Origin of the sequence: Flavobacterium sp. CSZ (genome assembly GCF_015350725.1) — a bacterium.
Taxonomy (GTDB): domain Bacteria; phylum Bacteroidota; class Bacteroidia; order Flavobacteriales; family Flavobacteriaceae; genus Flavobacterium.
On the sequence record NZ_JADKPQ010000009.1, the window covers coordinates 51,155 to 64,499 of the forward strand.

The window sequence follows — 13,345 nt, forward strand, 5'->3', positions numbered from 1 at the left end:
TTGGAGCTTTTCTTTTTATATTAGAATTTGAGATTATTTACTCAAATACATTTTTCTTCTAGAGTACAATTCGTAGAATTGATCGTCTTTTAAGTCATCAATAAACAAGATACTTTCTCCTGTCGATTTCATCTCTGGTCCTAATGCTTTGTTTACATTATGGAATTTACTGAAAGAGAAAACCGGTTGTTTGATCGCATAACCTTTTAATTGTGGGTTAAAATCAAAGTCAGTTACTTTATTATGACCTAACATTACTTTCGTAGCATAGTTTACATAAGGCTCTCCGTAAGCTTTTGCAATAAATGGTACCGTTCTTGACGCTCTAGGGTTTGCCTCGATAATATAAACTGTATCGTCTTTTATCGCAAACTGAATATTGATTAGACCAACTGTTTTCAGCGCTCTTGCAATCTTTTTAGTATGATCTTTAATTTGTTGCATTACGAATTCTCCTAAGTTAAAAGGAGGCAATGTAGCATTACTATCTCCAGAGTGAACTCCGCAAGGTTCGATGTGCTCCATAATTCCTATGATATACACATTACCATCAGCATCACAAATTGCATCAGCCTCAGCTTCGATTGCTCCGGCTAAATAGTGATCCAGCAATAATTTATTTCCTGGAATCGTTTTCAATAAATTGATAACGTGTTCTTCTAATTCTTTTTTGTTGATTACGATTTTCATTCCCTGACCTCCTAATACATAAGAAGGACGAATCAATAATGGAAAATCTAAAGTATCAGCAAGTGCAGAAGCTTCGTCAGCCGTTTCAGCAATTCCAAATTGTGGGAAAGGAATATGTAGTTCTCTCAATAAATCTGAGAAACGTCCTCTGTCTTCTGCTAAATCAAGTGCATCAAAACTAGTTCCGATAATTTTTACTCCGTATTTAGATAATTTTTCAGCCAGTTTCAAAGCTGTTTGTCCACCTAACTGTACAATAACACCTTCTGGTTTTTCATGCTGAATGATATCGTAAATATGTTCCCAGAAAACTGGTTCAAAGTATAATTTATCAGCCGTATCAAAGTCAGTTGAAACCGTTTCAGGATTACAGTTGATCATGATTGTTTCGTAACCACATTCTTTAGCAGCCAAAACTCCGTGTACACAAGAATAATCAAACTCAATTCCTTGTCCAATTCTGTTTGGTCCTGAACCCAGAACTATAATTTTCTTTTTATCGGTTACAATACTTTCGTTATCTACATAACGCTCACCATTTGCTTTTTCGATTTCAGCCTCAAAAGTAGAGTAATAGTAAGGTGTTTTTGCCTTAAACTCAGCCGCACAAGTATCAACCAATTTAAACACACGGTTGATGTTTTGATCCATACGTAAAGTATGCACTTCACTTTCTAAACAATTTACCATGTGAGCAATTTGTCTGTCGGCAAAACCTTTTTGTTTCGCTTCAAGCAAAAGTTCTTTTGGAAGATTAGATATCTTATAGTTCGAAATTTCTTTCTCTAAAGTATAAAGTTCCTCGTATTGTTTCAGGAACCACATATCGATTTTAGTAATTTCATGAATACGGCTCAACGGAATTCCCATTGCGATAGCATCATAAATTACAAAAACACGATCCCAACTTGCAAAAGTTAGTTTCTCTATAATCTCTTCGTAGTTTTTATATCCTTTTCCGTCAGCACCTAAACCATTTCTCTTAATTTCAAGAGATTGAGTTGCTTTATGTAATGCTTCCTGGAACGAACGTCCAATTCCCATTACCTCACCTACAGATTTCATCTGAAGACCTAAAGTTCTGTCGGCACCTTCGAATTTATCAAAGTTCCAACGAGGTATTTTTACGATTACATAATCCAAAGTTGGTTCAAAAAGAGCCGAAGTCGATTTTGTAATCTGGTTTTGCAATTCATCTAAGTTGTATCCTAAAGCCAGTTTAGAAGCTATTTTAGCAATTGGATATCCAGTTGCTTTAGAGGCTAAAGCAGATGAACGAGACACACGAGGGTTAATCTCGATCGCTACGATATCTTCTTTTTCATCTGGCGAAACTGCAAATTGTACGTTACAGCCTCCTGCAAAATTACCGATACTACGCATCATCAGGATGGCATAGTCACGTAATTTCTGGAATGTTGTGTCTGATAATGTCATTGCTGGTGCCACCGTAATCGAATCTCCAGTATGAATTCCCATTGGATCCATATTTTCAATCGAACAGATGATGACAACATTATCATTTTTATCTCTTAAAAGTTCTAACTCATATTCTTTCCATCCCATCAAAGCTTTGTCAATCAAAACTTCGTGAATTGGTGATGCTTCAAGTCCGCGAGTTAAAAGCTCATCAAAATCTTCTTTTTTGTAAACAATTGCTGCTCCAGTTCCTCCAAGTGTAAACGAAGGACGAATTACAAGCGGAAAACCAAATTCCTGTGCAATTTCTTTTCCTTCTAAGTACGAAGTAGCTGTTTTTGCAGGCGCAGTTGGTACATTAATTTTTTCTAAAAGCTGTTTAAACTGCTCTCTGTCCTCGGTAATATTAATAGCGTTTACGTCAACTCCAATTAATTTTACTCCAAAATCCTGCCAGATTCCTTTTTCTTCAGCTTCCAAACATAAATTCAAAGCCGTTTGTCCGCCCATTGTTGGCAAAACAGCATCAATTTGTGGATGTTCTTTCAGAATCTCAATAATCGATTTTGTAGTTAAAGGTTTCAAATATACATGATCGGCCATTGTTGGGTCGGTCATAATAGTCGCTGGATTTGAGTTTATCAAGATAACTTCAATCCCTTCTTCACGAATAGAACGAGCAGATTGAGATCCTGCATAGTCAAATTCGCAAGCTTGACCAATAACAATAGGTCCTGACCCTATTATTAAAACTGATTTTATTGATGTGTCTTTAGGCATTTTGTATGTATTGTGTAGTTATTATATGTATTCAAAAACATTCACAGTGCTTTAAAAACTAGAATGTTACATTTTTTTTTACCGACAAGGTATAAAAAAAGGCGATACTAAAAAAGTAATCGCCTTATGTATGTTTATACAAACATTATTTTTTGTGTCTAGGCTCGCTAGAAACAGTTAATTTATGTCTTCCTTTAGCTCTTCTACGCGCCAGAACTTTTCTTCCATTCGCAGAAGCCATTCTGTCCATAAATCCGTGCTTATTTCTTCTTTTTCTTTTCGATGGTTGAAATGTTCTTTTGCTCATTGCTTTGTATCTTTAAAATGGTGTCTATTTTCTGTTTTTCTGTTTTGAATATCGTTATTCCAAAACCGAGTGCAAATATACAAAGACTTTTTTTTCTCGCAAGTAGTTTTATAAAAATATTTTTAATTCATTTTACTATATTTGCAATCACAAATATACATCTATTATGTTTCACAAAAATATTAAACTTATTTTAGCCGGACTTCTTGTAGTTGCTGGCATCTGGCAATTTACGGAAAGCAATATCGGGAACGGAATCTTCCTTATATTATTGACGGCAATTCCAATATTTCTTTACTTTAAAAACGAATTTATCCTTTTAGCCTTCCTAAAATTAAGAAAACAAGACTTCGAAGGTGCTAAAAAATGGCTGGCATACATCAAAAACCCGGAAGCGGCTTTAGTTAGAAAACAACAAGGATACTTTAATTACCTTCACGGAATCATGTTATCTCAAACAAATATCAATCAGGCTGAGAAACATTTCAAAAAAGCAATCGAACTAGGACTATCAATGGATATGGATTTAGCCGTAGCAAAATTAAACCTTGCTGGAGTTGCAATGTCACGCCGCAGAAAGCTTGAAGCAACAAACCTACTTAACGAAGCGAAGAAATTAGACAAGCAAGGAATGCTGAAAGAGCAAATCACAATGATGAAAGATCAAATGAAGAAAATCTAGATTTCTTTAAATCACAATATTTTAAAATCCCAAATTCCAAAGAGTTTGGGATTTTTTTGTTGTCAGGCTCATGGGAATCGAAGCGTCAACCCAATCTTGTCTTTGCAAGGAACGAAGCAATCTCATGCAGCACATCTTGAAAGCTTGCTTATTGTTTGGATGGTTGCTTCGTGCCTCGCAATGACTTTGTTTGCGCATACATTTTTCACGCAACTACCTTTATATAAGATCCCTAATCACAAAACATTTGGAATTTGGGATTTAAAAAAAAAAAAAAAAAATGCAATTTCCCAAAATTTAATCTTCCAAGATGATCGAAGGTAAATTCTCATTCAGCCATTTATATTTATTCAGGATCATAATATGAGTTCCGCCTTTTACCACAATACAACTGTTGATATACTTTATAGGAAAAACATCATCCTGATCGCCATGAATATGAATCACTTTTGTATCGATTTCATTTCTGTCCCATAAAATAACCGATTCTACTGCCCATTGCAAATACTTAAGATCACGAACCGCTAAAAACTTCTCGTATAATTTAATTCGTTTATTGATTTTTTCTCCAAACGAATATTTTGCCAGATTTTCGATATTCAAAATCAACTTCATCGGAATCAGCTTGTAGGCTTTTGTAGTTTTACCAATTTTCATTCTTCTTGGAAATTCAACATTACTTCTCACACTCGAAATAATAATTACTTTTCGGGCTTCGATATGTTTTGCGATTTCCTGAACCAAAATTCCTCCAAACGAAACCCCAATTAAAACCGGATTCTCATGTTTGATATTTTTCGAAATTCTAAGCGCATAATCAGACAAGGATTCTTTGGGTTGCGGAATCTCCCATTCTAATAAACATACCTCAAAAACAGATTCGTCTAATTTGATTCTTTCAAAAATAGCAGGACTAGCCGCCAGACCAGGCATAAAATATACAGGGATTTTACTCATTTTAACAGAAACAGATTATGGTTACAGCTTTTAATTACAAGCTAAAATTACTTTATTTAGCAATATGCACTGCAAATCTTACACCATAATTATTTTAAACAAAATAAATTTACAAAAAAGCATACGTAACCCAAGCCTTTACCGGACTATCAAAAAATAATTTTATATTGAAAATCAAATGATTACCTTTGCACTCATTATAACCAATATCAAAAGATCCGTCCAAGATCTTTTGCACAATACTATTAACGTTCTTTTTCTATTATTTTTTTAATTCAATCCCCAAAAAACATGACTAATATGGAACCTATTGAAACTATGGAAATCAAAGACAATACTTTTGCAAGACAATTTGAAACCATAGTCCCTGAAGGATTACTTTCTGTTGAATATTCATTTCAGGAAAAGAAAATCTTTCTAACCAAAATCAACTCACCAGAAGGTTTTGACAATCAAGCATTAATTGATGTCGTACTTAAAAACATCATGGAACTAATTATCGAAAAAAAATTCAGATTAATGCCTATTCATCCCAGAATTGTATTATTCATCAAAAAAAATCCTCAGTACAAGGAATTACTTCCTCCCGGAATTCGAATTTAATTTTTAAAAATACCCAATAAGTCTTAGCCATAGCCCACCGATAACCATGTAAATAAGTAACATTGTTAATCCGGTGACTAAACCTTTGACCCACCAGCTTTTTAAATCAACATAGCCGCTCCCAAAGAAAACAGGTGCCGGCCCATGACCATAATGCGTTAAAGTTCCGTAAAGAGATCCGACAAAACCAAGCATAAAAGCTAATAACAAACCAGGAATTCCAAGCGAAACCCCTACACCAAGCAAAGCCGCATACATCGCAGCAACGTGTGCGGTCGCACTTGCAAAAAGATAATGACTAAAAAAGTACACCAGTATAATAATAGGAAAAGCCATTTGCCAGCTTAAACCTCCTATTTCGGCTTTTACCAAATTACTAAACCAGCCTATAAATCCTAATTCGTTGAGCGAACTGGCCATCATCACCAAAACCGAAAACCAAACGATGGTATCCCACGCTCCTTTTTCGGCTTTTACATCTTCCCACGTCAATACTGATGTTAAAAGCAAAACGACCAAACCAATAAATGCCGTTGTGGTAGCATCGATAGAAAATAAATCTCCTGTCATCCAAAGAAATAACAAAATAAAGAAAGTCAGCAACATCAACCATTCATCGCGAGTGATCGCACCCATTTCTTTTAGCCTCTGACCTGCAATTTGCGGAGCATCTCCTGTTTTCTTTAATTCAGGCGGATAGATTTTATATAACACAAAAGGAATCACAAAAAACGAAACCAAACCCGGAACGATTGCAGCAGTTGCCCAGGAAATCCAGCTTATTTTAATTCCTAAATCAAGGGCGAATTTTTGACACATTGGATTACTGGCCGTCCCCGTTAAAAACATTGACGAAGCGATCAGATTGACATTATAACTACTCAAAGTCAGGTATGAACCCAATTTCCTATGTGTTTCCGGCTTTTCAGGATCTGAGCCAAAACTCATTGCCATCGATTTCATGATAGGATAAATAATCCCTCCTCCTCTTGCTGTATTACTTGGCACGGCTGGAGCCAAAACCAAATCAGCTAATCCTAAACCATAGGCCAGACCAAGAGAACTTTTTCCGAATATTCTAATAAATAAAAAAGCGATTCTGTTTCCTAATCCTGTTTTAATAAAACCTCTCGCAATAAAAAACGAAATCCCGATCAGCCAGATTACTTTATCCCCAAAACCTCTCAGTGCCAAAGTAATTGATTTTCCCGCCTCACCCGGAGCTAACACTTGCGAAAAAGCTGTTAATGCAATAGCAATCATACACATGGTTCCCATTGGCGCCGCCTTTAGAATGATCCCTAAAATAGTAGAGACAAAAATGGCAAATAAGTGCCAGGCTTCATTTTTTACTCCATCCGGAGCAGGAATTAACCAAATTGCAATTCCAGCTACAAGTGTGATTATGGCTTGAGGAATTTTTACTTCTTTCATAAGATGAGAATTAAATTAAACTAAAGTCTGCACTGAAACTGAATTAAAAACAGGTTGTCATTATAATATGCTGTATTAGGAATATTTTTATCGTATTTATCGATTTCAAATCCCATTTCAATACGACCTGTATAAGCTTTACCAAATTCAAGACTTATCATTGGCGTATAAGTTCTCCTTAAATTTGGACTTGTTTTAAAATTATTATCAAAGGATTCAAATCGGCAGGATAACTCCAATGCAGTCAGTTTTTTATAATCGACCAGATATCTTAAATTAGGTAAAAAATAAATACCACGCATTTGATAATCATCAATTTTAGCAGTTCTGCCTTCCGGAGGCAAAGAAAAATATAAATTTTGATTCGTTCCCTGTTTATATTCAATTTGCAAATCAAAAGTAAATTTATCGGTAAGCTTAAAATCACTTGTAATATCTGCCCCTACAGCAAAAACCTTTTGATTAGATCTTTTTCCAATTCCACCATTCAAACCCAAATTTATTTTATGAACTTTTGATAATCCAAAAACCCATCTGGTAGCATATTGTTTTCCGTTATCATTGTCCATTTCCTGATTTCTTCCGTTTCCGTTTAAAACTGAAATAGCATAACTTATAGGGATTTTACCTACATCGACAGATCCTGTTGCAGAAGCTCCGATTTGAAAACTCGTCCATCCGTTTTTCCCAAATTCATAATACTGGTTCGAAAAGTCAAATGATTTTATAATATCTACCGGAACTAATTCTTCAATACCAAATGCCGGACGAAACTGACCTCCGGTTAAAGCGATATATTTATTAAAAGTATATTTTGCATAAGCATTTTCAAGCACCTTCCCTTTAGGATCTGATTTGAAATCGGCCAGATTCACTAAAATTACAACTTCAGTTGCTTCACTTAACTTTGTATTTAGCCCTACACGCATTCTTTTAATATCAAACGAACTTTGAGTAACCTCACCTGTCGAATGATGAACTCCCAAAACATCTACATTTTCACCAAAACTTTCTAAATATCTAGCCTGTAAAAGACCTTTAAACTGAAACTGTGGATACTTAACACTACTTTCAGAGTCTTCAGGCGCAGGCTCAATGCCCGTTTGGGCATTCATAAAAAGTGGCAGTATAAAAAAAACAAAAACGATTATTACGTGTAAATTTTTACTCATAAGTACTACAAATAAAAAATTAAGCCAATATTGGCAATTGTAAAATTTCGAGCTCTTACTCTTATCTTCTATTCGAACCTCCATTCGCCGGTCTGGTCGTTGCTGGTCTTGCTACGGGTTGTGTTGGTCTAACAGCCTGGCGTGTAGACGGATTAGTTGGAGTAACCGGTCGCGTAGTTGGCCTTGTTGTAGGCTGTGTTGGCCGTACGGCAGGTCGGGTTGAAGGATTGGTTGGAGTTACAGGACGCTTTACAGGTCTTGTTGTATTTGCTGGTCTTGTCGATGGATTAGTAGGACGCGTTACAGGTCGGGTTGTATTTCCCGGCCTTGTCGAAGGGTTAGTCGGACGTGTTGCTGGTCTCGTTGTATTTCCTGGTCGGGTTGGTCTGGTAGAAGTTACCGGCGCCGGTCTTTTATAATCCCTGCCATTATAGGTAGTATTATAGCGACCGTTTGTACGGTTATCTCTCACGATTACCGATGTATTTCTTCTTGACACATAGTTATTGTAATATCTTGGATTTCTTATTACAACCGTTCTGCGATAATAAGGACTTCCGTAATAATGTCCGTGATAACCCCAATAATCATGGTAATAAACCGGACGCCACGGATGCCAGTAAGCAGGATAATATCCCCAATGCCATGGAGATCTATAAGCAACATATACAGGCGAAAATAAAAATAATACAACTGGCCATGCGCTCACACTAGGACTTACATAACTCGGGTTAGTGGTTGTTGTATTATAATTATTGGTTGTGTTATTATTTACAATTACACTACCATCACTTTTATAACCGGGATTTGGTGTCCCTGAAACACTATCTGAAGGTTCTACAATATAATTTTTACCATATAAATCTTCATCGCCAATGGCCTGAACGTGCACATTATTCTTTTTATCTTTATCAACTTCGATAACAGCGACATCTTGTGTTTCGTTATTATTAACAGCAACCTGAAGCACAATTACATGTGTATTGCCTTCCTTATGACTCTCGACCTCGATATAATCGATTTCTCCATCATTATTTAAATCTAAATTATTAACCTTATTATCCGGATCGTTTAATGCTTTTTCGAAATCTTCTAAAGTTTTAGATTTTTGAAAAATATCCAATACTGCATACAAATTAAGATTGTCCCCTGGTAAACCTAAAGCAACAGGCTCATTATCTGTTTGAGAAAATACAGGCAGACTAAATAAACCAGTCATTACAATAGCAAAAAATAAGAAGCGCTTTTTCATGTTAATAATTAGTTAAATAGAATTATGATGACTAAGGTATAAAAAAAACGTAAGAATTTAACCTCATTACATAACTTTCTATAATTGAGACAAAAAAGAGTCTAAACGTATTTTTTCTAAACCATTTTACTTGCAACAAAGCTTCTAATGTAAGATTAATATTCTTAACTTTGTAAATACCCCTCAACCTCTTAAGATATCTTTCTTTTATAATATCTTACAAAATACTCTTTAAGATTTATTACAACTTTAAGAAACAAAATTACGATGAGAAAACATTTACCTATTTTCATTTTCTTTCTTTCACTAACTTACAGCTACGGTCAGATTGAAGTTTCGAGAACTCTTGAAGATGCTATAAATAAAGCAATAGAAAAGAGTGTTTCATTAAAAAATAAAGACCTGGATATAGAGAAATTAAATCTTCAGGAAAAAGGTGTTTGGAACAAGTATATCCCTACTGTTGAAGCCAGCGCGCTATATACTTATTTTGATAATAAACTAACCGTCGATCTTCCTACGGCTACCATACCTATTGTAAATTATCCATTATTTGATGGGAAAACGGCTTTTAAAAATTACGGAAATATTTTTAACGGAAGTGTAATGGCCAAAACAGTTCTCTTTAGCGGAATGCAAATCCCGAACGGAGCCAAGGCAATTCAAGAAAAAACCAAAGGAACTGAATTTTTAAAAGAATCTGAAAAAGATCAAATCATAAAAGACGTCATTAATACATTTGACCAACTTGAGCTATTAAAACAAATAGACCAACTTATAAAAGATAGCGAAAACCGACTGGAAACAGAAACCAAACGTGTTACAAAAGCCATAGAACAAGGACTTGCTGTTCCGTATGACAGAGATAAAATTAAATTGGCATCATTAGAACTGGCTTCAAAAAAAATTGAACTGGACGGAAAACGAAGATTGGTTTATAAAAAGATTCAATATCTGACAGGATATTCTATTGCTGAAATTGAGCAAGTTCAATACAATTTGGTTCCGTATTTAATTACAGATGAAAAATTAAGCACGCAAAACAAGCAGGAGATAAAAGCTCTGGAGTCGTTTAAAACCGCTTACGAATATTTATTAAAAAAGGAAAAAGGCACTTACTTACCTACTTTAGGCGCGTTTGGAGGTGTTTCCTATTCGAGTTTATTTAATGCAAATGCGACAACACCAATCATTACAGGAATAAACGAAGCTTTATATTTAGGATTAAACGAAGCAACGATTAGCAACAACTGGGTTGTGGGCGCGGCCATGAAATGGGAAGTTTTTTCAGGTTTTGAAAGAAAACACAAAGTACACGAAGCCAAGATAAACATAGAACAAGTTCAGAACCAGATCGACGATACCAAAGAAAAGTTAGAATTACTTCTCGAAAAAAACTTTGTTGATTATAGCGTTCTGACTCAAAAAATCGACATTACGCAACAACAGGAAAAAGTAGCAGGCAACAATTTGAATCTGGCCATAAAACAATACAAAGAAGGTTTGATCAACATATCTGAACGTTTGGAAGCCGAAAATGATTCTTATAAGGCATCGGTAAATAAAACCACTACTTTAATCGAACAGCGATTATCAGCCATTGAAACCATCATTGCTACCGGCGATCTATCAAAAAAATTATCTAAATAAAAGTTCTATTTTATGAAAAAAGTAATCATCATAATCAGTTTAATTTTCATTTTTATAAGCTGTCAAAAAGCTAAAAAAGAAAATGTAATTCAGGGAAAAATAGAAAAAGAACAAATTGCCGTTGTGAGTAAAATTCCGGGCAAAATTTTAAAAATCTTTGTCAAAGAAGGAGATATTGTCCAGAAAGGAGATACGCTTGCGATCCTTGATATTCCGGAAGTAGATGCTAAAAAAAGTCAGGCCGAAGGCGCTGTAATATCGGCCAAAGCACAATATAAAATGGCTGTAAAAGGAGCGACCGAAAATCAAATCAAACAGCTTGAAGCCAAAAAAATGGGGTTAAAAGAACAATATGAATTTGCTCAAAAATCAATTAAGCGACTGACCAATATGCTAAAAGATTCTTTGATATCACAACAAACTTATGATGAAACTTTTGCCAAATATCAAGGCGCTCAGGCACAATATAATGCCGTGGTTGCCGAATTGGACGATGCCAAAAAAGGTGCCCGTATCGAACAACAAACAATGGCTCTTGGTCAGCAAGACAGAGCTCTTGGCGCATTGCAGGAGGTAGAAACTGCTGATAAGGAACGTTATATAATTGCACCACAAAATATGAGTATCGAAACTATTACTCTAAATCTTGGCGAACTGGCTTTACCTGGTTATACTTTATTCAACGGATATATTGCCAATAGTACTTATTTTAGATTTACCATACCAGAAAATCAATTGGGACAATTTAAAAAAGGTCAGCAAATAACGGTTCATGTTCCATATAAAAAAGAAGATATAAAAGGAACGATTTCTACCATAAAACAACTTGGAGCTTACGGGAATATTGCAACCGCATATCCGGATTATGAAATGCAGGAAAGTTTATTCGAAATAAAAATAACACCTTCTAACGTAGACGGAACAAAAGATCTTATTACCAAAACCACTGTTACTTTATCTCTTTAGAACTATGCAAAATTTCTTTTCATTGCTTAAACGGGAATTCAGATTATTCTGGAGCAATAAAGTCCTGAGATTGCTTTTTATTGGAGCACCAATTCTCTATGGCGTTTTATTGGGTTATGTATACGGAAAAGGCAAAGTGACCGATTTACCTATCATCATTGTTGATCAGGATCACTCTGAATTAAGCTCAAAAGCCATTCAGATGTTTGAGGATAATGAGGTGCTTTCGATTGCTTCAATCTTGTATGATCAAAACAATCTTTCGCAAATTGCCATTCAAAAAGAAGCGACTTGTGTTGTTATTATTCCGAAGGATTTTGAAAAAATGACACTTACCAAAAAGTATCCGGAGATTACCACTATAGTAAACACCTCAAATGTTCTAACCGCCAATTATGCTTCAACAGCCATACAGGTTTGTCTTGGAACATTGAAAGCCGGAGTTCAAATTGAAACCTTAAGAAAACAAGGCGTTTCTGAAAATTTACTGGCATCGCAATACGAACCTTTTAAAACTACTTTCATAAAAAAATACAACCGGAGCACCAATTATATGTATTTTCTTTGGCCGGGTGTTTTGGCGACTGTTTTACAACAAGTACTTTTATTAGGATTAGCGCTTTCATTTGCATCAGAATTCGAAAATGGAACTTTTAAAGATTTAGTAAAAAGGTGCCCATCAATTTTAAATCTATTAGCTGTAAAAATCATTCCCTACATGATTATGAGTTTAGGAATTTGGTTCATTTACTGGCTTTTTACTTTATGGTTCCGATTGCCTTTTTACGAAAATTTATTGCCGCTTACTTTTATTGCCGGCATATTTGTGCTTTCGGTTTCTTTTATTGGTATTCTGGTGAGTATTTTAGTTCCTAGTCAATTAAAAGCAACAGAGATTTTAATGGTTATTGCAACTCCAAGTTTCATCTTAAGCGGATTTACCTGGCCTTTAAGTCAAATGCCACAGGCTGTTCAGGCAATTGCGAATGTGATTCCGTTAACGCATTTCCTAAAAGCTTTTCGAATATTGATCATAGAAAAGGGAACTTTTTCTCAAACCACAAAACCTATTTGGAACATGATAATTATAGGGATAGTTTGTTTTATTGCAGCTTATATTGCTTTATACTTTAAAAAGAAAAGCGTTTTGAAATAAATTTAAAACATCTCATTTAAAATCGGATAGGAGCCTAGGAATTAATTCCCTAGGCGACCTCCCACACCACCCGGCATACGGATCCGTACCAAGGCGGTTCTTAATTTACAATACATTTTTTAAATGTACTTCCTTGAGGCTGTTTTCAGTTATCCCAATAAAGGTCTGCTCTTCTTGGTAGCTCTGGGATTCCGTCCTATCCTTCCCAAGGTAGTTATCAAGTTACTTGATATATTCTGCATTCGTGCCTTCATAGGTAACATTCATTTACTGTTCA

General features: G+C 35.2%; 11 protein-coding genes. 5 read left to right on the top strand and 6 right to left on the bottom strand.

Annotation, left to right across the window (positions count from 1 at the left end; translation table 11 throughout):
* Positions 1–33: 33 nt before the first annotated feature.
* Both carB and rpmH read right to left on the bottom strand, forming a co-directional pair.
* Positions 34–2,889 (bottom strand): carbamoyl-phosphate synthase large subunit, encoded by a 2,856-nt coding sequence (gene carB, locus IRZ78_RS11995; protein ID WP_194616777.1) that lies wholly within the window; start codon positions 2,887–2,889, stop codon positions 34–36.
* A 145-nt stretch (positions 2,890–3,034) separates the two neighbouring features.
* Positions 3,035–3,196: a 50S ribosomal protein L34 gene (rpmH, locus tag IRZ78_RS12000; RefSeq protein ID WP_008464848.1), complete on the bottom strand. Its 162-nt coding sequence runs from the start codon at positions 3,194–3,196 to the stop codon at positions 3,035–3,037.
* Between the two features lie 166 nt (positions 3,197–3,362).
* Between rpmH and IRZ78_RS12005 the strand changes: the two genes are divergently transcribed.
* On the top strand, positions 3,363–3,878 hold the full coding sequence (locus IRZ78_RS12005; protein WP_035682014.1) for a hypothetical protein: 516 nt from the start codon (positions 3,363–3,365) through the stop codon (positions 3,876–3,878).
* 297 nt (positions 3,879–4,175) lie between these two features.
* Here the strand turns inward: IRZ78_RS12005 and IRZ78_RS12010 are convergent, their stop codons facing one another.
* Positions 4,176–4,835 carry an alpha/beta hydrolase gene (locus IRZ78_RS12010; RefSeq protein WP_194616778.1) on the bottom strand — a complete coding sequence of 220 codons (660 nt, stop codon included), beginning with the start codon at positions 4,833–4,835 and terminating at the stop codon, positions 4,176–4,178.
* A 291-nt stretch (positions 4,836–5,126) separates the two neighbouring features.
* On the opposite strand from IRZ78_RS12010, the gene IRZ78_RS12015 reads away from it, so the two are divergent.
* Positions 5,127–5,438 carry an N-acetyltransferase gene (locus IRZ78_RS12015; RefSeq protein WP_228520454.1) on the top strand — a complete coding sequence of 104 codons (312 nt, stop codon included), beginning with the start codon at positions 5,127–5,129 and terminating at the stop codon, positions 5,436–5,438.
* Positions 5,439–5,441: 3 nt separating this feature from the next.
* On the opposite strand, the gene IRZ78_RS12020 is transcribed toward IRZ78_RS12015, so the two are convergent.
* From IRZ78_RS12020 to IRZ78_RS12030, 3 genes are all read right to left on the bottom strand, one after another.
* Complete coding sequence (locus IRZ78_RS12020; protein WP_194616779.1) at positions 5,442–6,872, bottom strand: anion permease; 1,431 nt, start codon at positions 6,870–6,872, stop codon at positions 5,442–5,444.
* 20 nt (positions 6,873–6,892) lie between these two features.
* Positions 6,893–8,044 carry a porin gene (locus tag IRZ78_RS12025; protein ID WP_228520455.1) on the bottom strand — a complete coding sequence of 384 codons (1,152 nt, stop codon included), beginning with the start codon at positions 8,042–8,044 and terminating at the stop codon, positions 6,893–6,895.
* A gap of 61 nt (positions 8,045–8,105) precedes the next feature.
* Positions 8,106–9,296 carry a hypothetical protein gene (locus IRZ78_RS12030; RefSeq protein ID WP_194616780.1) on the bottom strand — a complete coding sequence of 397 codons (1,191 nt, stop codon included), beginning with the start codon at positions 9,294–9,296 and terminating at the stop codon, positions 8,106–8,108.
* 267 nt (positions 9,297–9,563) lie between these two features.
* On the opposite strand from IRZ78_RS12030, the gene IRZ78_RS12035 reads away from it, so the two are divergent.
* From IRZ78_RS12035 to IRZ78_RS12045, 3 genes are read left to right on the top strand one after another with little or no spacing between them, the layout of a single operon-like run.
* A complete protein-coding gene (locus IRZ78_RS12035) occupies positions 9,564–10,946 on the top strand; it encodes a TolC family protein (RefSeq protein WP_228520456.1) in 1,383 nt (460 codons plus the stop codon).
* A 12-nt stretch (positions 10,947–10,958) separates the two neighbouring features.
* Entirely contained in the window at positions 10,959–11,912 is a 954-nt protein-coding gene (locus IRZ78_RS12040; RefSeq protein ID WP_194616781.1) for a biotin/lipoyl-binding protein, read from the top strand.
* Positions 11,913–11,934: 22 nt separating this feature from the next.
* Entirely contained in the window at positions 11,935–13,068 is a 1,134-nt protein-coding gene (locus IRZ78_RS12045; RefSeq protein WP_347349827.1) for an ABC transporter permease, read from the top strand.
* The last annotated feature ends 277 nt before the right edge of the window (positions 13,069–13,345 follow it).

Bases quoted from the DNA above. Each gene is read 5' to 3' on its own strand.
- IRZ78_RS12015 (WP_228520454.1), top strand. From the start codon at position 5,127: ATGACTAATATGGAACCTATTGAAACTATGGAAATCAAAGACAATACT.
- IRZ78_RS12030 (WP_194616780.1), bottom strand. From the start codon at position 9,296: ATGAAAAAGCGCTTCTTATTTTTTGCTATTGTAATGACTGGTTTATTT.
- IRZ78_RS12035 (WP_228520456.1), top strand. From the start codon at position 9,564: ATGAGAAAACATTTACCTATTTTCATTTTCTTTCTTTCACTAACTTAC.
- IRZ78_RS12025 (WP_228520455.1), bottom strand. From the start codon at position 8,044: ATGAGTAAAAATTTACACGTAATAATCGTTTTTGTTTTTTTTATACTG.
- IRZ78_RS12040 (WP_194616781.1), top strand. From the start codon at position 10,959: ATGAAAAAAGTAATCATCATAATCAGTTTAATTTTCATTTTTATAAGC.
- rpmH (WP_008464848.1), bottom strand. From the start codon at position 3,196: ATGAGCAAAAGAACATTTCAACCATCGAAAAGAAAAAGAAGAAATAAG.
- IRZ78_RS12005 (WP_035682014.1), top strand. From the start codon at position 3,363: ATGTTTCACAAAAATATTAAACTTATTTTAGCCGGACTTCTTGTAGTT.
- carB (WP_194616777.1), bottom strand. From the start codon at position 2,889: ATGCCTAAAGACACATCAATAAAATCAGTTTTAATAATAGGGTCAGGA.
- IRZ78_RS12010 (WP_194616778.1), bottom strand. From the start codon at position 4,835: ATGAGTAAAATCCCTGTATATTTTATGCCTGGTCTGGCGGCTAGTCCT.
- IRZ78_RS12020 (WP_194616779.1), bottom strand. From the start codon at position 6,872: ATGAAAGAAGTAAAAATTCCTCAAGCCATAATCACACTTGTAGCTGGA.